We start from the raw sequence: 19,447 nt of genomic DNA, 5'->3' as shown, positions 1-19,447 counted from the left end.
ACCGTGCGTTTCTCGCCACCGCGCCATAAGGTGCGGTGGCGCGGCTCCACAGGGACATGGACCGGCGACCGGCAGTCGGAGGAGGAAACGTGGCAACACCCCCAGGCGGACACCACCCCTATGACGGTGCTCACCAGTCGCAGGGTGGGACCGCTCAGAACCGCTTCAACTTTCCTTCCGCACCGAGCGGGCAGGGCGGTCAGCCGTCCTACCAGCAGCCGCAGCAGCAGCCCTCGTACCTCCGGTCGCAGGCACCGCGCGTCCAGCCGGCGCAGCAGCGGCGCCGGGCACCGGAGCCCTCGGGGGCGTCCGGCGGCAATTCGCCGCTGGTCCGTCCCTACGCCATGACCGGCGGCCGGACCCGGCCGCGGTACCAGCTCGCCATCGAGGCGCTGGTGTCCACCACGGCCGATCCGTCCCGGCTGCACGGGCAGTTGCCCGAGCACCAGCGGATCTGCCGGTTGTGCATCGAGATCAAGTCGGTCGCCGAGATCTCGGCGCTTCTCTCCATTCCCCTCGGCGTTGCCCGGATCCTCGTCGCCGACCTGGCGGAGGCCGGACTTGTCGCCATCCACCAGCCCGGCGGCGACGAGTCCGCCGGCGGCCAGCCAGACGTGACACTGCTCGAAAGGGTGCTCAGTGGACTTCGCAAGCTCTAGCGGCGGTGCAGCCCGCTCAACCACCAGCGCGAAGATCGTGGTGGCGGGCGGCTTCGGCGTGGGCAAGACCACGTTCGTCGGCGCCGTCTCGGAGATCAACCCGCTGCGTACCGAGGCCGTCATGACGTCCGCGTCGGCCGGCATCGACGACCTCACCCACACCGGGGACAAGACCACCACCACCGTGGCCATGGACTTCGGCCGCATCACCCTGGACCAGGACCTCATCCTCTACCTGTTCGGCACCCCCGGACAGGACCGCTTCTGGTTCATGTGGGACGACCTCGTACGCGGCGCCATCGGCGCCGTCGTCCTCGTCGACACCCGCCGCCTCGCCGACTGCTTCCCCGCGGTCGACTACTTCGAGAACAGCGGCCTGCCCTTCGTCATCGCCCTCAACGGCTTCGACGGACACCAGCCCTACACCCCCGAAGAAGTACGCGAAGCACTCCAGATCGGCCCCGACACCCCCATCATCACCACCGACGCCCGCCACCGCGCCGACGCCAAGAGCGCCCTCATCACCCTCGTCGAACACGCCCTCATGGCCCGGCTCCGGTAGTCACCGTCCCGTACCGCCACGGCCCGCGCACTCCCTGGTGCGCGGGCCGTCGCCGTACCCGGTGCCTGCCGGGCGGGACGCGGAAGGGCCCCGCACTCCGAGGAGTGCGGGGCCCTTCGTGACGGCGCGGTCAGCCCTGCCAGGAGTGGGCGGCCCGGAAGCCGGGGGTGCGCTCCAGGCGGCGCCAGCCGGCGGTGGAGCCGGAACGGCGGGCCGGGGCGTCGGCCGGGCGGGCGTTGGCGCGGGCCAGCAGGATCGCGGTGATGGCCGCGAGCTCCTCGGGCTCGGCGTGGCCCTTCTCGACACGGAGCAGGGATGCGGGGGCGGGGGTGGTCACAGGGCGCTCCTGTTACTGAGGCGGGTTGCCGTGCTTGCGGGAGGGCAGGTCGGCGTGCTTGGTGCGGAGCATCGCGAGGGACCTGATGAGGACCTCGCGGGTCTCGGAGGGGTCGATCACGTCGTCGACCAGACCGCGCTCAGCGGCGTAGTAGGGGTGCATCAGCTCGGCCTTGTACTCCTTGACCATGCGGGCGCGCATGGCCTCGGGGTCCTGGGCGTCGGCGATCTGGCGCCGGAAGATGACGTTGGCCGCGCCCTCGGCGCCCATCACGGCGATCTCGTTGGTGGGCCAGGCGTAAGTGAGGTCGGCGCCGATGGACTGGGAGTCCATGACGATGTACGCGCCGCCGTACGCCTTGCGCAGGATCAGCGAGATCCGCGGGACGGTGGCGTTGCAGTACGCGTACAGCAGCTTGGCGCCGTGGCGGATGATGCCGCCGTGCTCCTGGTCGACGCCGGGCAGGAAGCCGGGGACGTCCAGCAGGGTGATGATCGGGATGTTGAAGGCGTCGCACATCTGGACGAACCGCGCGGCCTTCTCCGACGCCTCGATGTCCAGCACCCCGGCCAGGGTCTGCGGCTGGTTGGCGACGATGCCGACGACCTGGCCGTCCAGCCGGGCCAGGGCACAGATGATGTTGCGGGCCCAGCGCTCGTGGACCTCCAGGCAGTCGCCGTCGTCGACGAGCTCCTCGATGACCTTGTGCATGTCGTAGGGGCGATTGCCGTCGGCCGGGACCAGGTCCAGCAGCACCTCGCCGCGCCGGTCGGCCGGGTCCTCGCACGGGACGGCCGGGGGGTTCTCGCGGTTGTTGGAGGGCAGCATCGACAGCAGGTAGCGCACCTCCGCGATGCAGGTCTCCTCGTCGTCGTAGGCGAAGTGCGCCACGCCGGAGGTCCCGGCGTGGACGTCCGCGCCGCCCAGGCCGTTCTGGGTGATCTCCTCACCGGTGACCGCCTTGACGACGTCGGGGCCGGTGATGAACATCTGCGAGGTCTCGCGGACCATGAACACGAAGTCGGTCAGCGCCGGGGAGTAGGCGGCGCCACCGGCGCACGGGCCCAGCATCACGCTGATCTGCGGGATGACGCCCGAGGCGCGCGTGTTGCGCTGGAAGATGCCGCCGTAACCGGCCAGGGCCGAGACGCCCTCCTGGATCCGGGCGCCGGCGCCGTCGTTCAGCGACACCAGCGGTGCGCCGGCCGCGATGGCCATGTCCATGATCTTGTGGATCTTGGTGGCGTGGGCCTCGCCCAGCGCGCCGCCGAAGATCCGGAAGTCGTGCGCGTAGACGAAGACGGTCCGGCCCTCGACCGTGCCCCAGCCGGTGATGACCCCGTCGGTGTAGGGCTTCTTGCTCTCCAGCCCGAACCCGGTGGCGCGGTGCCGCCGCAACTGCTCGACCTCGTTGAACGAACCCGGGTCGAGCAGCAGCTCGATGCGCTCACGGGCGGTCAGCTTGCCCTTCGCGTGCTGTGCCTCGGTCGCCCGGTCGCTCGGGCCGCGGCGGGCCTCCTCGCGCAGCGCGCGCAGCTCGGCCACCCGCCCGCGGGCATCGGTGGGCTCGCCCTGGATTTCGTCGACAACGGTCATGTACTGACCCTACGAAGTCGACCAAGAAAATCCCGCCGTCGACTCCGTACAGTCTAAGAACCCATCTCCTGTCACCCTTGAACAGAACCATTCGGCGGTACAGGCGAAGTGCCAGCCCAGGGGCGTGCGGGGTTGTGGGACCTCCACAAGCCCTCAGCTGAGAGCTACCTCACAGCGGTGGCTCGCGCCCTCCGTTCCCGGGGTGACGCGCAGCACCAGGGCCCGCCCGGTGGCCAGCACCTCGACCGAGGGACCGGCGCTCAGGACCCGGCGGACCGGGCGGTGCCAGGTGATCTCCAGCGGCTCACCGGTGCGCGGCGGCTCGCTCACGCACACCGTGGCCCCGCGTCCGCGGCGGCGCACCAGGACGCTGGCCGGCGCCGTGGTGGTGAGCGCCCCCACCGTACCGGCCCGCCAGAAGTTCGCCGCGGTCAGGCCGAGCGAGGGGACGGTGACGGCCTGGCGGGCCGCGGTGTTGTCGAGGATCCGCAGCCAGTGCGGGTCGTGCGCGCGGGCGGCCACGGCCCGGCGGGTGGCGCCCGGCATCAGCAGGTAGGCGTAGCGGGCGTCGGCCGGATCGGTCCCGTGGTCCAGCCAGAGCGTCTGGTAGCGGCGGGTACGGCGCTCGGTGACGGCCGTGGCGTTGATGTCGCTCCAGGCGCCGGTGCGGTCCTCGCGCAGGGTGCGCAGGTTCCGCGTGCCGTGCGGGAGCACCCAGCCGCCGTGGCCTTCGAGATGGGCCCAGCGGGCTCCGGTGGTGAGGCGCTGGTCACCCGCGTCGTCCAGGCGGCGGTTGTCCACGACGGTCTCGACCGGCACGCCGTCGGTGGCGCTGATGCCCGCGCCGAGGCAGACGACCGCGTCGGCGGCGCAGAACCAGGACTTGCGGGCCCGGAGGGTGGAGCCGAGACCGCGCAGGTGCTGTCCCACGGCGGCGAACTCGCCGTCGGTGACTCCCCCGACCCAGCGCACGTCCGGCTTCGGCGCGCCCCACTCGCCGCCCTCCCGGTCGGCCAGCCGTCTGGTCGACACGGTCGTGCCGGGCAGCCGGTAGGGGTCGACGGTCGGCCAGAACCAGTCGGTGTACTGGGCGTCGCCGCCGGGCCCCCACCAGGAGAGCATGCCCGCGCCGGTGTGCCAGCCGCGCGGGTTCTCGCCGTTGCCGCACTCGTAGTACGTGATCCGGTCCGAGGCCATGGCGACGGCCGCCGCCCACCCGGGGCGGCGGTGCACGGCCCGGTCCATGGCGGCGTACAGCCGGTGGCCGGCCGGCTCCGGGGCGGCGGGTACCGGCGAGGCGGCCACGGCGTGCAGCCGGGCCAGGTCGGCGACGCCGAACTGGGGAGCGGTGAGGACCGGGCTGACCGTGTCCCGGTCGATCCAGCCCTTGACTCGCGCGTGCCACCGGTCGCGTTCGGCGGGGCTCGCGGCACCGGCCAGCAGCGCGATGGCGGCGATGACGCCCTGGCCGTGGAAATGGTCGCCGCGCAGGACGCGGCGCGGGTCGTTGCGTGAGATGCCCCGGCTGACGGCCCGGCCGTTGACGCAGTCCATCATCAGCCCGTTGTGGACGAGCGGGGCGTAGGCGTGCTCGACGCTGTCCAGGACGATCTGGCGGTTCGGGTCGGTGACGGCCCAGGGCGTCCCGGCCAGTAGGGCGAACAGCCGTCCCAGGCCGTCCAGGAGCACCTGCCCGTACGTACCGGAGTAGGCGACCCAGGTGTGCTGGACGAAGCTGCCGTCGGCGTAGAGCCCGTCGCCCTCGGTCACGTACGGGAAGACCGGTGACAGGGCGTCACGAGCCAGGGCCACTTTGGCCGGCGACCGGCCGGCGACACCGCGCAGGGCGACCACGCGGCACAGGTCGACGCGGTTGGCGCCGGTGGAGGTGCCGCCGTAGTCGCCGAGCATCGCGTCCGGGACGAAGTGGTCGACGGCGGCGCAGGCCGCTCCGACCCGGTCCGGACCGAGGGCTTCGTACAGCGTGACGGCGATGTCCATCAACAGGCGGGGGCTGCCGATCTGCCACTCCCACCAGTTGCCGTACCGGGTGGTGGACGGGTTGTAGACCCGTTCGGAGAGGTGGTCCAGGCCGCGCAGCACGGCGGTGAGCAGGGACGGATCACCGGTGCGGCCGGTGCCGGGCTGGGCGTACGCCTGGGTCATGGTCCACAGCCGGTGGTAGCTCTGGGTGATCCCGGAGGGCGGGTCGAACCGGTGGCCGGGCCACAGGGAGGTGGCGGTGGGGGCCATGGTGGCCAGGTGACGGGCGGCCAGGTCACCGGTCTCGGCGAGGCGCGAGGCGTACGGCTCGGCGGCCGGGTCGTAACCGGTGCCGAGCTGCAGCCCGGTCCAGCGCAGCCGCAGCGCCGCGAACTCGTCGTCGGGCGCGGCCCGGTGGGCGGCACGGGCGGGAGGCGGCACGGTGAGCCCCAGGGCGGTGGCGGCGCCGGCGGCGAGGAAGGCACGGCGGGGCCAGTCGGGCACGATCGGTGGCACGGGGACCTCCCGGAGGACGTGGTGTGGACCGGCCGGGCCGGTGTACCACGGGCACCCGCGGTGCTCAATGGGCCGCACCGGACCGGCCGGAGAGGCCCCGGGCGTCCCGCGCGGGGGGACCCGGCCGTGGGCGGCGCGCCTGGCGTCCGCCCTGGGCGGGCCCCGGGTCGGACGCGGACTCCGCCGCGGTGTCCCGCGCCGCGCGGCTGCCCGGTCCCCGCCTCGGCGGCCGTGTGCTCCTGGGAGATACCGGCGCGGGAGCCCGCGCCGGGGCCCGGAGAGAGCCGGTCGCCGCCGGGTCGCTCCCGCCCGCCGGGACGGGCACCGCCCGCCGGGGACGGCGGCGACGGGCGGGAGGACCGGAAGCGTCGGCCGGACCGGCGCCCCCGGGTCCGGGGGCGAGGCTCAGTCCTCGGCGGCCAGCGCGTCGAGGATGCCCTGGCCGTACTTGGCGAGCTTGTTCTCGCCGACGCCGGTCACCGTCCCCAGCTCGGCCGGCGACGCCGGCGGGGCGATGGCGATCTCCCGGAGGGTGGCGTCGTGGAAGATGACGTACGCGGGTACGCCCTGCTCCTTGGCGGTGGCGGCGCGCCAGGCCCGCAGCCGCTCGAAGACCGGCACGGCCTCTGCCGGCAGGTCCGCCGCCGGGGCGCGGCCCGCCTTGCCGGACCTGCCCGGGGAGGCCGTCCTGGCCGGCCGCTCGGGTTCGCTGCGCATGGGCACCTCCCGCCGGCCGGCCAGCACCTCGGCCGAGGCGTCGGTGAGGACCAGCGTCCCGTGCTCGCCTTCGACCGCCAGGAGCCCCTGGGCGAGGAGCTGGCGTACGACGCCCCGCCACTGGGCCTCGCTCAGTTCGGTGCCGATGCCGAAGACGCTCAGCGCGTCGTGGTCGAACTGGATCACCTTGGCCGTCTTGCGGCCGAGCAGGATGTCGACGAGCTGGCCCGCCCCGAACTTCTGGTTCCGTTCGCGCTTGAGCCGTACCACGGTCGACAGCAGCTTCTGGGCCGCGATGGTGCCGTCCCAGGACTTCGGCGGCGTGAGGCAGGTGTCGCAGTTGCCGCACGGGGCGGACTCCTGACCGAAGTAGGCCAGCAGCCGCACCCGGCGGCACTCGACCGTCTCGCACAGGGCGAGCATGGCGTCGAGGTGGGCGGCGAGGCGGCGGCGGTGCTCGTCGTCGCCCTCCGAACCGTCGATCATCTTGCGCTGCTGGACCACGTCCTGGAGGCCGTAGGCCAGCCACGCCGTGGAGGGCAGCCCGTCGCGCCCGGCCCGGCCGGTCTCCTGGTAGTAGCCCTCCACGGACTTGGGCAGGTCGAGATGGGCGACGAACCGCACGTCGGGCTTGTCGATGCCCATGCCGAAGGCGATGGTGGCCACGACGACCAGGCCGTCCTCGCGCAGGAACCGGGACTGGTTCGCGGCGCGGGTGCGGGCGTCCAGCCCGGCGTGGTACGGCACCGCCTCGATGCCGTTCTCCACCAGGAACGCGGCCGTCTTCTCCACCGACGCCCGGGACAGGCAGTACACGATGCCGGCGTCGCCGGGGTGCTCCTCGCGCAGCAGGCGCAGCAGCTGCCGCTTGGGGTCGGACTTGGGGACGACGCGGTACTGGATGTTGGGCCGGTCGAAGCCGGCCACGAAGTGACGGGCCCCGGTGAGGTTCAGCCGGGCCGCGATCTCCGCGTGGGTGGCGGGCGTCGCGGTGGCGGTGAGCGCGATCCGGGGGATGTCGGGCCAGCGTTCGTGCAGCGCGGAGAGCTGGAGGTAGTCGGGCCGGAAGTCGTGGCCCCACTGGGCCACGCAGTGCGCCTCGTCGATGGCGAAGAGCGAGATCGTGCCGCGCTTGAGGAGCTGGAGCGTGGAGTCGACGCGCAGCCGCTCCGGCGCGAGGTAGAGCAGGTCGAGCTCCCCGGCGGCGAACTCGGCCTCGACGAGCCGCCGTTCGTCCATGTCCTGGGTGGAGTTGAGGAACCCGGCGCGTACGCCGAGCGCGCGCAGGGCGTCGACCTGGTCCTGCATGAGCGCGATCAGCGGCGAGATCACCACGCCGGTGCCCGGGCGCACGAGTGCGGGGATCTGGTAGCAGAGCGACTTGCCGCCGCCGGTCGGCATGAGGACCAGCGCGTCGCCGCCGCCCACCACCTGGTCGATGATCTCCCGCTGCGGACCGCGGAAGGCGTCGTAGCCGAAGACCCGGCGCAGCGTTCCGAGGATCTGGTCGTCGGGCTCGTGGGCGTCGCCGGGGGAAGTCACCCGGCCGAGTCTACGGCTACGAGTGGTGAACGCGGAAAAATTCTGAGAGCGCTCTCAGTCCCAAGTATTGACGGTTGTCATGGCCCCGGCCAGAGTGAGCGGCATCCCCACCACTCCTCTCCCCACAAGGAGTCGTCATGGATTCCCCCACGCCCGCGTCCCGCCCGTCCCGCAGGCTCTTCCTCACCGGCTCGGCCGCCGCCGCCGCGACCGCCGCCACCGCCGCCTTCGGCACCCGCACCGCCTCCGGAGCCCCCGCGACCTGCGAGCTCGCCCTGGAGAACAGGTCGCTGCCGGGCACGGTGCACGCCTACGTCACCGGCCACGAGCAGGCCACCGGCCGGTGGCTGCTGCTGCGCCCGGGCGGTGGCGTCTACCGCCCGGAGTCGCCGTCCACCACGATGACCCCGCTGCCCGTGGACTGCGCCATCCCGCTGCGCCCGGCGGGCGCCGGCCCGGTCGTTCTGACGTTGCCTCAGATGTACGGAGCGCGAGTCTACTTCGTCCGCGACGACAAGCTGAGCTTCTTCCTCAACCCCGGCCCCGCCCTGGTCGAGCCGGCCTTCGCGACACCGGCCGACCCGAACCACAAACGGGTGTGGTCGTTCTGCGAGTTCACCTTCAACTCCCAGCAGCTCTACGCCAACATCAGCTACGTCGACCTGGTGACCGCCCTGCCCATCGGGCTGACGCTCACCGGTGACGCCACCCACACCGTGGCCCCGCTGCCGGCCGGCGCGCTCCAGCGGATCGCCGACGGACTGGCCGCGCAGGCCGCCCGGGACGGCCGGCCCTGGGACAAGCTGGTGGTACGGGCACCCGACGGCTCGGTGCTGCGGGTGATCTCACCGCAGAACCTCATGGCGCCCCACTTCGACCGCCCGGACCAGATGCCCTTCCGCGACGCCTTCACCGGCTACATCGACCGGGTGTGGCAGAAGTACCGCACCACGGACCTGCGCATCGACCTCCAGGGCGGGCGAGGGGTCCGGGTGGGTCGGGTCAACGGCGACGTCCTCACCTTCAGCGGTGGCCACAGCTTCACCAAGCCGACGTCGAAGGACGTCTTCACCTGCAACCACGGACCGTTCGCCAACAACCCGGGCGACTCCGACGACCGCAAGGCACTGCTGGCGCGGCTGGCGGCGGGCTTCAACCGCAGCACCCTGCTCACCCACCCCGACCAGCCGAACGGTCCGGCGCCCTCGGACTACTACCGCGACCCGTCGACCAACCACTGGTCGCGCGTGGTGCACGCCAACACGCCGATCGGTTACGCCTTCCCCTACGACGACGTGCGCCCGGACGGGCGGCCGGACGTCTCGGGCGCGGCCCACGACCCCAACCCCCGCCGCTTCACGGTCTCGGTCGGCTCCTAGCGGCACCGGGACCGGGCCCCGCACCGGAGCGGGCCCCCACCGGACCGGGGCGGAGCCGGGGACGCGCCGGGTCCGGGGTCGGCGGGGGTTCTTCGCGAGAAAAGGTTGAACCTTCAACGGAATAGCGTTACGGTCGTTGTCGTTGAAGGTTCAACCAACCTCGTCAAGGAGCACACCATGGGTCTCTTCAGCCGCAACACCGCCACCGTCGCCGCGCCCGCCGCCGTGGACCCGGCCCTGGCCGCGCTGACCGGCGACTACGCCATCGACCCGGCCCACAGCAGCATCGGCTTCACCGTCCGCCACGCCATGGTCACCAATGTGCGCGGCACCTTCGGGGCCTTCCAGGGCACGCTGCGCCTCGACGGGTCGGACCCGGCCCGCTCCACGGCCGCCATCGAGGTCGACATCACGGGGATCGACACCGGCATCGCCGACCGCGACGCCCACCTGCGCGGCCCGGACTTCTTCGACGCCGAGCGGTTCCCGGCGATGACCTTCCGGTCCACCTCGGCCGAGGCGCTGGGTGGCGACCGCTACCGCATCACCGGGGACCTGACCATCAAGGACGTCACCCGCCCGCTCTCCATCGACCTGGAGTTCAACGGCTCGGCCACCGACGTGTACGGCAATGAGCGCGTCGGGTTCGAGGGCGGCGCCGAGATCCTGCGTTCCGACTGGGGCCTGACGTGGAACGCGGCGCTGGAGGCCGGTGGCGTCATGGTCAGCGACAAGGTCCGCCTCAGCTTCGACATCTCCGCGATCCGGAGCGCCGCCTGACCCGGGCACCCCGGGCCGCTCCCCCGCGCCGTACGGGCGTTGACCGGTCACCGCCATAATGCTCGGATGACCGCCGCCCCCTCCCCGACCGTCCCCACACCGGTGCGGCGGACCCGTGTCGTCATCGTGGGCGCGGGTCCCGCCGGCCTCACCCTCGCCAACGTCCTGCGGGCCGCTTCCGTCGACTGCGTACTCCTGGAGACACGGAGCAGGCAGTACATCGAAGAGCGGCCCCGGGCCGGCTTCCTGGAGGAGTGGGCGGTACGGGCCCTGGACCGGCGGGGCCTGGCCGGCCGGCTGCTGCGAGCGGCGCAGACGCACGGCGAGTTCGAGTTCCGCCGGGCGGGCGGTCGCAGCCGGTTCCGGTACGGGGAACTGTCCGGGCACCGGCACTTCGTGTACCCGCAGCCGCTGCTGGTGACCGATCTCCTGCGGGCGTACGCGGACGGTGCGGGCGGGGACGTCCGCTTCGGGGTGCGGGACGTGGAGCTGCACTCCGTCGACACCGATCGGCCCTCTGTCTCGTACACCGATCCGCGCACCGGCGAGCGCCGGCGCGTCGAGTGCGAGGTGATCGCCGGCTGTGACGGGGCGCGCGGCGTGACGCGCTCGTACCTGCCACCGGAGCACACCACCCTCGCCCGGCACGACTACGGCATCGGCTGGCTCGCGCTCCTGGCCGAGGCGCCACCGTCGTCCGACTGCGTCGTCTTCGGCCTCCACCCCCGCGGCTTCGCCGCCCATATGGCCCGCGGCCCGCGTCTCACCCGCTACTACCTGGAATGCCCGCCGGGGGACGACCCGGAGAACTGGCCGCACGAGCGCGTGTGGTCGGAGCTGCGCCACCGCCTGGCGGCCGACGGGGCACCGCCGCTGGTGGAGGGGCCGCTGGTCGAGAAGCGGGTGCTGGACATGCACAACTACGTGGTGGCACCGATGACGTACGGGCGGTTGTACCTCGCGGGCGACGCCGCCCACCTGGTGGCCCCGATCGCCGCGAAGGGGATGAACCTGGCGCTGCACGACGCGCTGCTGCTGGGCGACGCCCTCGTGCGGCACTTCGGCGCCGACGGGGAGGGCGGCGGTGACGACAGCGGTCTCGCGGGCTACTCGGAGGCCTGCCTGCGCAGGGTCTGGCAGTACCAGGAGTTCTCGCTCTGGCTGTCGGAACTCCTGCACGGCGCCTCGTCGGGCGATCCGTTCCGGGCCGGCTCGGCCGACGCCCGGCTGCGGCGGATCCTGGGGTCGCCGGCCGCGGCGCGGGCGTTCGCCGAGGTGTACATCGGCAAGGACGCCGACCGCTGAAGCCCCCGGCCGGCCGGGGGGGGCGGCCGCGGGGCGGCCGCCGCGCTCAGAATCCGCCGCCGCCGTCGAAGCCGCCGCCGCCCCCGAAGTCACCACCACCGAAGCCGCCGCCACCTCCGAAGTCACCGCCGAAGTCTCCGGAGCTGAAGTCGGCCCCGGAGAAGTCACCGCCCTCGAAGGCCCCGCCGCCGTACTCCGCCGCGTACGCCGGGGTGGCGAGCATCGAGCCCAGCATGGTGCCCATGAGCAGCCCGGGCAGGAGACCGCCGCCGAAGTAGCCGCCGGCCCACGGCCCGTACGCCGGTCCGGCCTCCCAGTAGGGGCGGCGGCCGTAGTCGGTGTCGACGGTGCGGACCATCGGGTCCTGGCCCGCCTTCACCCGCTGGGCGTCCGCCGCGCACACCGGCACCTCGCGCACCGCGCCGCCGGCCGGCGCCCACTCCAGGTCGGTGACGCCCGGCCCGTGGCGCGGGTCGAAGAAGCACGGTGCCCGCCGCTCGGGAAGCGGGCGGCCCTCGCGGCGGGCGGCCAGGACGGCCAGCGCGAAGCGGCCGTCCTCGAGGGCCTCGGTCACGCCCCGTACGTCGTGGGGGTGCCGGGCCTGGCCCATCAGGGTCTTGGCCCTGTCGTACGAGTCGAGGGCCTGTTCGTAGTCGGCGCGCATCGCGTCATCGGCACCGCGCTCGGCCGGGTGGAAGTCGAGCCGGTCCAGTTCCTCGCCGAAGGCGGTGATGTCCTCGTCCACGACGACCCGGAGCCGGTCCAGCGCCGCGCGCTCCTCGGCCTCCTTGCGCAGCCGGTTGCGGCGGGCCACCGCGAACGCGGTCGCGCCACCGGCCGCCGCCACCGCGCCCAGCGTGATCAGCCCGCCGACGGGCACGCCGTCGCCGGGCACGCCCGCCCAGGTGCTGGGGGCGGAGCCGCGGGCCTGGCGCAGGGCCTGGTCCACGAAGTCGTTGAGCTGGGTGGACGCGTCGACACCGGGCCCGTCCACGGCGGCGACCAGGTTCTCCACCGCCCGGTTGGACATCACGGCCCGGTCGGCGCCCGCGTCGAACCGGTCGCCGAGGCGCACCCCGTACACGCCCGTGACACCGGTCTCGGTGCGCAGGTCGCGCAGCAGGGTCCGCGGCGGGAACTCCGCCGTGGCGGGCAGCACGGCCACGAAGACCGGCTTGTCGGCTTCCCTGATCTTGTCGGCGAGGGCGTCGGCCTCGGCCCGCGAGAGCTGGCCGGCCGCGCCGGGGTGGACGTACACCGGGCCCTGTCTCAGGGCCTCGGCCGCGTCCTGCACGCCCGTGGCCCTGGCGCCCGCGCCGGGGGCCAGGGCCAGGAGTATCAGCAGTGCCAGCCCCGCCAGGGCCGACAGAAGGGTGAACGGCCTGGTCCTCATATCATTGACGCTACCCGAACACGGGCAAACAAGACATAGGTTTCGGCAGTCACTCCGCGGGGTCGACACCGGCCCGGAGCAGGCCGTAGGTGTACGCGTCCTCCAGCGCCTGCCAGGAGGCGGCGATGACGTTCTCGCCGACGCCCACGGTGGACCATTCGCCGTTGCCGTCGCTGGTGGTGATCAGTACCCGGGTCGTGGACTGGGTGCCGTGCTTGCCCTCCAGGATGCGGACCTTGTAGTCCACCAGCTCCAGCTTGGCCAGTTGCGGGTAGATCCGCTCCAGACCGACGCGCATCGCCAGGTCCAGGGCGTTGACGGGGCCGTTGCCCTCGGCGGTGGCGACGATCCGCTCCCCCTTGGCCCACAGTTTCACGGTCGCCTCGTTGGCGTGGGTGCCGTCGGGGCGGTCCTCGACGATGGCGCGCCAGGACTCGGTACGGAAGAAGCGGCGGGCGCGGCCCTCGGCCTCCTCGCGCAGCAGCAGTTCGAAGGAGGCATCGGCGGCCTCGTAGGTGTAGCCCCGCAGCTCGCGCTCCTTGACGCGCCCCACGACCCGGCCGACCAGCTCCCGGTCGCCGCCGAGGTCGAAGCCGAGCTCCTTGCCCTTGAGCTCGATGGAGGCGCGGCCGGCCATGTCGGAGACCAGCATCCGCATCGTGTTGCCGACCAGCTCGGGGTCGATGTGCTGGTAGAGGTCGGGGTCGACCTTGATGGCCGAGGCGTGCAGGCCGGCCTTGTGGGCGAAGGCGGAGACGCCGACGTAGGGCTGGTGGGTGGAGGGGGTCAGGTTGACCACCTCGGCGATGGCGTGCGAGATGCGGGTCATCTCGGCCAGCGCGCCCTCGGGCAGTACCCGCTTGCCGTACTTCAGCTCCAGAGCCGCCACGACCGGGAAGAGGTTGGCGTTGCCGACCCGCTCGCCGTAGCCGTTGGCGGTGCACTGGACGTGGGTGGCGCCCGCGTCGACGGCGGCGAGGGTGTTGGCGACGGCGCACCCGGTGTCGTCCTGGGCGTGGATGCCGAGGCGGGCGCCGGTGTCGGCCAGGACGGTGGCGACGACGGCCTGGACCTGGGCGGGGAGCATGCCGCCGTTGGTGTCGCAGAGGATGACCACGTCGGCGCCCGCTTCGTGCGCGGCGCGGACGACCGCCTTGGCGTACTGGGGGTTCGCCCGGTAGCCGTCGAAGAAGTGCTCGCAGTCCACGAAGACCCGCCGCCCCTGGGCGCGCAGGTGCGAGACCGTGTCGCGGACCATGGCCAGGTTCTCGTCCAGGGTGGTGCGCAGGGCCAGCTCGACATGACGGTCGTGCGACTTGGCGACCAGTGTGATCACCGGGGCGCCGGAGTCGAGCAGCGCCTTGACCTGCGGGTCCTCGGCCGCGGTGGCGCCCGGTCGGCGGGTGGCGCCGAAGGCGACGAGCTGGGCGTGCCGGAAGCTGATCTCCTGGCGGGCGCGGGCGAAGAACTCGGTGTCGCGGGGGTTGGCGCCGGGCCAGCCGCCCTCGATGAAGCCCACCCCGAAGTCGTCCAGGTGCCGGGCGATGGTCAGCTTGTCGGCGACCGTGAGGTTGATGCCCTCGCGCTGGGCGCCGTCGCGCAGCGTGGTGTCGAAGACATGGAAGCTGTCGTCGGCGCGGCTGGTGCCGTCACGGCCCCTGCCCTCGCGGCTGTCGTCGGTCTCCGTGGTCATGGCGGTGTTGGCTCCTGTCGGACGTGGCTCCGGAATAGCGGGCTCCACTTGCCCCCATTCTCACGCGCGGGCGCCTTCGGCCGGGGTCGGGCCGAAAAACGAAAAAACCCCTCGCGGGTGCGAGAGGTCTGCGCGCGGGTCTGGGGCACGGTGTCCACGGAACGCGGGGTGCTGCCGCGGTTCAGTGGTCACTGCGGACCGGCGCGCTGCTGTCCATAATCATGGCGGTAGCAAGCACGCGGGCAGTCTGCCACAGACCAGGACACCGGTGGGGCGCGGTCTCACGATGCGGTCGGCGGCCCGTCCGGGGCGAGCGCGTCCTCGACGAACTCCCGCACGTGGACGAGGACCTGGTCCCGCCCGGTGCCCGGCAGTCCCACCGCCACATGGACGCTGAACCCGTCCAGCAGGGCGCGCAGCCGGGCCGCGAACCGGTCGGGGTCGACCGGGCGCAGCTCGCCGCGTGAGATGCCCTCGGCGAGCAGCGCCACCAGGTCGCGGTGCCAGGCCCCCTCGATGGCCGCCTGGCGGGCGCGGGCGTCGTCGTCGGCGTTCTGCGAGCGGTTCCAGACCTCCAGCCAGAGCGTCCAGTGCGGGTCGCGCGGCCCGTCGGGCACGTACAGGTCGACGTACGCGCCCAGGCGCTCGCGCACCGGGGCCGGCCGTGACAGCAGGGCGCCGCGCTCGGCGCCGAGCCGGCCCTCGCTCCACTCCAGGGTCTGGAGCAGGAGCTCGTCCTTGGTGCGGAAGTAGTAGAGGAGGTGTCCGCTGCTCATCCCCACCTCGCGCCCCAGCCCCGCCATGGTGAGCCCCTCCAGCCCGCGTTCGGCGATGGTCGCCATGGCGGTGGCGAGCAGTTCCTCGCGCGGCGGCGCGGCGTTGCGCCGCCGCGCGGCGGCGGGGGTGCTGCGGGGTCCGGGGTGCGGTGCGGCGTTCACCCGTACGTTCTACCCGATCGCCCCGGGCCCCCCCGGGCCCCGGCCCCTCGGGCCGCCGGTGCCCGGGACCTTCGGCTGCTGCTGGGTGATGCAGTGGATGCCGCCGCCGCCCGCGAAGATCGCGCGGGCGTCGACCAGGGTCACCGTGCGGCCGGGGAAGAGGCGGCGGAAGATCCCGGCCGCGATCTCGTCGCGCGGGTCGTCGAAGGCGCAGAGCACGACGCCGCCGTTGCAGAGGTAGTGGTTGATGTAGGAGTAGTCGACCCACTCGCCGTCCGCCCGCAGGACGGTGGGTGCCGGGACCTCGACGACCTCCAGGCGGCGGCCCCTGGCGTCGGTCTGCGCACGCAGCAGGTCCACGGTGGCCGCGCACACCTCGTGGTCGGGGTGGGCGGGGTCGGGCTGGGTGTGGGCGACGACGACGCCCGGGCGGGCGAAGGCGGCGACGATGTCGACATGGCCACGCGTGCCGTACCTGCCGTAGTCACCGGTCAGGCCGCGGGGCAGCCAGATCGCCTTGGTGGTGCCGAGCCTGGCGTGTATCTCGGCCTCGACCTGCTCGCGGGTCCACCCCGGGTTGCGCTCGGGGCCGAGCTGGACGGTGTCGGTGAGCAGGACCGTACCCTCTCCGTCGACGTGGACGGCGCCGCCCTCGTTGACCAGGGGGGAGCTGTGCACCGGGACCCCGGCCAGGTCCGCGACCTGGCGGGCGATCCCGGCGTCGTGTTCCCAGCGGGCCCAGTCGGCCGCGCCCCAGCCGTTGAACACCCAGTCCACGGCGGCCAGCCGGGTGCCGTCGGTGACGAAGGTGGGGCCGATGTCGCGCATCCACGCGTCGTCCAGGTCCCGCTCGACCAGGTCGATGCCCGGGCCGAGCAGTTCGCGCGCGGACGCCTCCTGGCCGGGGCCGTGCACCACGGTGACCGGCTCGAAGCGGCGTACGGCACGGGCGACCGCCGCCCACGCCTCCCGGGCCTCGCGCAGTTCGGCGGCGTCGGCGAAGGTCGGGTTGGGCCCGGGCCAGGCCATCCAGGTGCGTTCGTGCGGAGCCCACTCGGCGGGCATGCGGAAGGTGCTCATGGGGCGGGTGTCCTCAGAGGAAGTAGAGGCGGTTGAGGGAGACGGAGTCGGCGGGTTCCGAGCGCACCGGGTCGCCGTCGAGCGTGACGAGTCCGGTGCGGGCGTCCACGGCGACCTCGCCGATCCGGGAGTTGAGGAGCAGGTCGGCGGGGCCGATGCGGCGCGTGCCGCGCACGGCGACCCGGCGGCGGCGGGTGGGCATCAGGTCGTTGCCCGCCTGCGCGGCGGCCCCGGAGACGAACGCCACCGAGATGTCGGCGGCCGTCGCCCCGAACGCGCCGAACTGCGGCCCGAGGACCAGCGGCTCGCAGGTGTCGGTGGCGGCGTTCGGGTCGCCCACGACGCCGTAGGCCGGGAAGCCCGACTTCAGCACCAGCTGCGGCTTGGCGCCGAAGAACTCCGGGCGCCACAGCACGATGTCGGCGAGCTTGCCCGCCTCGATCGAGCCCACCTCGTGGGCGAGGCCGTGGGCGATGGCCGGATTGATGGTGAGCTTGGCGATGTAGCGCAGGACGCGCGCGTTGTCGTCGCCGTCCCCGTCGCCCTCCAGCGGGCCGAGCTCGGCCTTCATCTTGGCCGCCATGGCGAAGGTCCGGCGCACGGTCTCGCCGGCCCGGCCCATGCCCTGCGCGTCCGACGAGGTGATGCCGATCGCGCCCAGGTCGTGCAGCACGTCCTCGGCGCCCATGGTGCCCGCCCTGATCCGGTCGCGGGCCATGGCGGCGTCGCCGGGCAGGTCGGTCTTCAGGTCGTGTACGGAGACGATCATCCCGTAGTGCTCGGCGACCGCGTCCCGCCCGAAGGGGAGGGTGGGGTTGGTGGACGAGCCGATGACGTTGGGGACGCCCGCCATCCTCAGCACGTTGGGCACGTGGCCGCCGCCGCAGCCCTCGATGTGGAAGGCGTGGATGGTGCGGCCGTCCAGGACCTTGAGGGTGTCCTCGACCGACAGGCACTCGTTCAGGCCGTCGCTGTGCAGGGCGACCTGGACGTCGTACTCCTCGGCGACCCGCAGCGCGGTGTCCAGGGCGCGGGTGTGGGCTCCCATGTCCTCGTGGACCTTGAAGCCGGAGGCGCCGCCCTCGGCGAGCGCCTCGACCAGCGGGGCGGGGTCGGAGGAGGAACCGCGGCCCAGGAAGCCGATGTTGACCGGCCAGGCGTCGAAGGCGTTGAAGGCGTGGCGCAGCGCCCAGGGCGAGTTGACGCCGACCCCCCACACCGGGCCGAACTCCTGGCCGATGATCGTGGTGACGCCGGAGGCGAGCGAGGCCTCCATGATGCGCGGCGACAACAGGTGGACATGGGTGTCGACGGCCCCGGCGGTGGCGATCAGGCCCTCGCCGGGGACGATCGACGTGCCGGTGCCGACCACGACGTCGACACCGTCGAGGGTGTCGGGGTTGCCGGCCCGGCCGATGGCGTGGATACGGCCCTCGCGGATGCCGATGGACACCTTGCGGACGCCCTGGACGGCGTCGACGACCAGGACGTTGCTGATCACGACGTCACAGGTGTCGCGGACGGCGGCGGCCTTCAGGTGCAGTCCGTCGCGGGCCGTCTTGCCGAAGCCGGCCAGGAACTCCTCACCCGGCTTCTGCGCGTCCGACTCGACCCGGACGGTCAGGCCCGAGTCACCGAGGCGGACGCGGTCGCCGGCGCGCGGGCCGTGCACCGACGCGTACTCGTAGGGGTCCATCACCGGTCCTCCGACTCTTCCGCCCCGAGGTAGCCGCAGGCAGCCGCCCGGCGCAGCGCCAGGGCCTTCGCGCCCGGCGCGTCCAGCAGGCCGTCGACCAGCCCGGCGAAGCCGACCGCGATCCGCGCGCCGCCGATCGGGACCAGCCCGACCTCGGCCTCACCGCCGGGGTCGAAGCGCACCGAGGAGCCGGCCGGGACGCACAGCCGCATGCCGTAGGCGGCGGCCCGGTCGAACAGCAGCCGGGGGTTCGCCTCGAAGAAGTGGAAGTGCGAGGTGACGCTGACCGGCACGGTGGCGGTGTTCCGTACGGTCAGCGTGACGGCCGGCTCCGGCTCGGGGTGGGCGGGGGCAGGCAGCAGCGCCCCGGGGGCGTCCCCGCCGCCTCCCCCTGCCGCGCGGGGCGCCCCCCAGCCGATCGGGTCGCTGACCACGGCGAGCCGGGAACCGTCGTCGAAGACGGCCTCCACATGCACCTCGGTCACGACCTCGGCGACGCCGGGCAGCACGTCGTCCGGGCCCAGTACCGAGCGGGCCGCCGCCACGGCCTCCGCGAGCCTGCGCCCGTCGCGGGCGGCCTCGCAGACCGTGTCCGCGATCAGGGCGGTCGCCTCGGGGACATTGAGCCGCAGGCCCCGCGCCCGGCGGGCCCGGGCCAGCTCGGCGGCGCCGAAGAGCAGCAGCCGGTCGCGCTCCGTGGGAGTCAGTCGCACGTCAGCACACCTCCTGTTCGAGCGTCACTCTAACCGCCGGATGGCGGTGCGCAAACCCATGGCGCGCATAAGAGGGTGAATTTTCGAGTGTCACTCTAAATGGATCGGCCGACAGGGATCCGGTACGGAGCGGGCCCTTCCATTGGCGGTGGCGCGGAGCGCACGGGTGCGGCGCGCCGCCCGGTCCCGACGGGTGGGGCGCGGCGGGGCGTGCCCGGTCGCCCATGGGGCCGGCGCCCGGACCGGGCGGCCCCCGCCCAGGCGGCGCCGCCCGGTCCGGGCGCGCCCATGGCGTACGGCCGCCTCGCCACGGTGGCGCGCACCCGGGGCGCCGGCGGGCCGGCACCGACGGGCGCGCATCCGCCGCTCGGTCCGGTACGGCGGGCCGCCCCGCCGCCGCTTCCGGGGCAGGCAGAGCCCCCGGAGCGTCCGGGGCACGGTCTCATCCCCTGGCGGCGGGGGCAGCGGCCCCCGGAAGCGGAACCGGGCGCGGGCCCGGGCCCCGTGAGGAGCCCGGGCCCGCGCCCGGGGAAGTCGGGGCCCGCGCCCAGGGAGAGG

Annotated in this window: 15 protein-coding genes; 5 read left to right on the top strand and 10 right to left on the bottom strand. The window is 73.4% G+C overall.

Features of this window, described 5'->3' with window-relative positions:
* Window positions 1–89: 89 nt before the first annotated feature.
* The gene (locus AB0H53_RS08140; protein ID WP_362108778.1) at window positions 90–659 is read left to right on the top strand and encodes a DUF742 domain-containing protein; all 570 of its coding nucleotides are present in this window, start codon (window positions 90–92) and stop codon (window positions 657–659) included.
* A complete protein-coding gene (locus AB0H53_RS08135; RefSeq protein WP_344431943.1) occupies window positions 640–1,221 on the top strand; it encodes an ATP/GTP-binding protein in 582 nt (193 codons plus the stop codon). The genes AB0H53_RS08140 and AB0H53_RS08135 overlap by 20 nt, the downstream gene beginning before the upstream one ends.
* Window positions 1,222–1,351: 130 nt before the next feature.
* Here the strand turns inward: AB0H53_RS08135 and AB0H53_RS08130 are convergent, their stop codons facing one another.
* The 4 genes from AB0H53_RS08130 to recQ form a co-directional block, all read right to left on the bottom strand.
* The gene (locus AB0H53_RS08130) at window positions 1,352–1,558 is read right to left on the bottom strand and encodes an acyl-CoA carboxylase subunit epsilon (protein ID WP_362108776.1); all 207 of its coding nucleotides are present in this window, start codon (window positions 1,556–1,558) and stop codon (window positions 1,352–1,354) included.
* Between the two features lie 12 nt (window positions 1,559–1,570).
* Entirely contained in the window at window positions 1,571–3,154 is a 1,584-nt protein-coding gene (locus tag AB0H53_RS08125) for an acyl-CoA carboxylase subunit beta (protein ID WP_362108774.1), read from the bottom strand.
* Between the two features lie 153 nt (window positions 3,155–3,307).
* Window positions 3,308–5,590: a polysaccharide lyase 8 family protein gene (locus AB0H53_RS08120; protein ID WP_362109048.1), complete on the bottom strand. Its 2,283-nt coding sequence runs from the start codon at window positions 5,588–5,590 to the stop codon at window positions 3,308–3,310.
* 468 nt (window positions 5,591–6,058) lie between these two features.
* The gene (recQ, locus tag AB0H53_RS08115) at window positions 6,059–7,912 is read right to left on the bottom strand and encodes a DNA helicase RecQ (RefSeq protein ID WP_362108772.1); all 1,854 of its coding nucleotides are present in this window, start codon (window positions 7,910–7,912) and stop codon (window positions 6,059–6,061) included.
* Window positions 7,913–8,049: 137 nt separating this feature from the next.
* Between recQ and AB0H53_RS08110 the strand changes: the two genes are divergently transcribed.
* The 3 genes from AB0H53_RS08110 (at window position 8,050) to AB0H53_RS08100 (ending at window position 11,376) form a co-directional block, all read left to right on the top strand.
* Window positions 8,050–9,291, top strand: a complete 1,242-nt coding sequence (locus AB0H53_RS08110) for a glycoside hydrolase family 64 protein (protein ID WP_362108770.1) — start codon at window positions 8,050–8,052, stop codon at window positions 9,289–9,291.
* A 177-nt stretch (window positions 9,292–9,468) separates the two neighbouring features.
* On the top strand, window positions 9,469–10,071 hold the full coding sequence (locus tag AB0H53_RS08105; protein WP_362108768.1) for a YceI family protein: 603 nt from the start codon (window positions 9,469–9,471) through the stop codon (window positions 10,069–10,071).
* A 66-nt stretch (window positions 10,072–10,137) separates the two neighbouring features.
* Window positions 10,138–11,376: a 4-hydroxybenzoate 3-monooxygenase gene (locus tag AB0H53_RS08100; RefSeq protein ID WP_362108766.1), complete on the top strand. Its 1,239-nt coding sequence runs from the start codon at window positions 10,138–10,140 to the stop codon at window positions 11,374–11,376.
* A gap of 46 nt (window positions 11,377–11,422) precedes the next feature.
* Here the strand turns inward: AB0H53_RS08100 and AB0H53_RS08095 are convergent, their stop codons facing one another.
* From AB0H53_RS08095 to ureA, 6 genes are all read right to left on the bottom strand, one after another.
* Window positions 11,423–12,769, bottom strand: a complete 1,347-nt coding sequence (locus AB0H53_RS08095) for a hypothetical protein (protein ID WP_362108764.1) — start codon at window positions 12,767–12,769, stop codon at window positions 11,423–11,425.
* Window positions 12,770–12,818: 49 nt separating this feature from the next.
* Complete coding sequence (cimA, locus tag AB0H53_RS08090) at window positions 12,819–14,462, bottom strand: citramalate synthase (protein WP_362108762.1); 1,644 nt, start codon at window positions 14,460–14,462, stop codon at window positions 12,819–12,821.
* Window positions 14,463–14,743: 281 nt separating this feature from the next.
* Window positions 14,744–15,319, bottom strand: a complete 576-nt coding sequence (locus AB0H53_RS08085; protein ID WP_362109046.1) for a TetR/AcrR family transcriptional regulator — start codon at window positions 15,317–15,319, stop codon at window positions 14,744–14,746.
* Window positions 15,320–15,409: 90 nt separating this feature from the next.
* Window positions 15,410–16,480, bottom strand: a complete 1,071-nt coding sequence (locus AB0H53_RS08080; RefSeq protein ID WP_362108760.1) for an agmatine deiminase family protein — start codon at window positions 16,478–16,480, stop codon at window positions 15,410–15,412.
* A gap of 13 nt (window positions 16,481–16,493) precedes the next feature.
* A complete protein-coding gene (locus tag AB0H53_RS08075) occupies window positions 16,494–18,176 on the bottom strand; it encodes an urease subunit alpha (RefSeq protein WP_362108758.1) in 1,683 nt (560 codons plus the stop codon).
* Window positions 18,176–18,889 (bottom strand): urease subunit gamma, encoded by a 714-nt coding sequence (ureA, locus tag AB0H53_RS08070; RefSeq protein ID WP_362108756.1) that lies wholly within the window; start codon window positions 18,887–18,889, stop codon window positions 18,176–18,178. The genes AB0H53_RS08075 and ureA overlap by 1 nt, the downstream gene beginning before the upstream one ends.
* Window positions 18,890–19,447: the final 558 nt, after the last annotated feature.

Source organism: Streptomyces sp. NPDC050856 (assembly GCF_040653855.1).
Classification (GTDB): Bacteria; Actinomycetota; Actinomycetes; order Streptomycetales; family Streptomycetaceae; genus Streptomyces.
This window is presented reverse-complemented; position numbering and strand designations above follow the sequence as displayed.

Bases quoted from the DNA above. Each gene is read 5' to 3' on its own strand.
- AB0H53_RS08125 (WP_362108774.1), bottom strand. From the start codon at position 3,154: ATGACCGTTGTCGACGAAATCCAGGGCGAGCCCACCGATGCCCGCGGG.
- AB0H53_RS08110 (WP_362108770.1), top strand. From the start codon at position 8,050: ATGGATTCCCCCACGCCCGCGTCCCGCCCGTCCCGCAGGCTCTTCCTC.
- AB0H53_RS08105 (WP_362108768.1), top strand. From the start codon at position 9,469: ATGGGTCTCTTCAGCCGCAACACCGCCACCGTCGCCGCGCCCGCCGCC.
- AB0H53_RS08100 (WP_362108766.1), top strand. From the start codon at position 10,138: ATGACCGCCGCCCCCTCCCCGACCGTCCCCACACCGGTGCGGCGGACC.
- AB0H53_RS08095 (WP_362108764.1), bottom strand. From the start codon at position 12,769: ATGAGGACCAGGCCGTTCACCCTTCTGTCGGCCCTGGCGGGGCTGGCA.
- cimA (WP_362108762.1), bottom strand. From the start codon at position 14,462: ATGACCACGGAGACCGACGACAGCCGCGAGGGCAGGGGCCGTGACGGC.
- AB0H53_RS08080 (WP_362108760.1), bottom strand. From the start codon at position 16,480: ATGAGCACCTTCCGCATGCCCGCCGAGTGGGCTCCGCACGAACGCACC.
- AB0H53_RS08075 (WP_362108758.1), bottom strand. From the start codon at position 18,176: ATGGACCCCTACGAGTACGCGTCGGTGCACGGCCCGCGCGCCGGCGAC.